Consider the following 416-nt stretch of genomic DNA (forward strand, 5'->3'; position numbering starts at 1 on the left):
GGCTCTTTGTCAAATGATGTTGGTAAAGAGAAATCTTAGAATAATTGGAGATCAAGTGGATCAGTTCCTCTTGATCTTTTTTAGTTGAAAATCAATGCGTTGCCATGACGAATCATGATGCGCAATTTGAAATTATAAAAGCTACGAAAGCCATATGCATTTCGTTTTAACACTTTGATATGGTTGTTCAGACATTCAAGTGGGCCATTTGAATAACTTTGTTGTAAAGCATTTTTGATTTGTGGCAGAAATTTCTGGAACGTTCTCAAGGTCGTCTGATAGCCTTCGGGAAGCATGATATTATTGGTAAGTAGTTCTTCAAACGATACGTAGTCTCGTTCCTTTACAGCGTAAAGAAAGTCTTGATATAACTGATAGCCTACACGCAAAGCAGGGCTCCCTTTCAGTAAGCGATC

1 protein-coding gene is annotated in these 416 nt (G+C 37.7%); it reads right to left on the bottom strand.

From position 1 onward, the window contains the following. Positions 1-80: 80 nt before the first annotated feature. The coding region (locus RG571_RS12075) for a transposase (RefSeq protein ID WP_196874969.1) at positions 81-416 on the bottom strand (336 nt) is incomplete at its 5' end.

The organism is Enterococcus sp. FR204 (assembly GCF_031143325.1).
Taxonomy (GTDB): domain Bacteria; phylum Bacillota; class Bacilli; order Lactobacillales; family Enterococcaceae; genus Enterococcus_B; species Enterococcus_B faecium.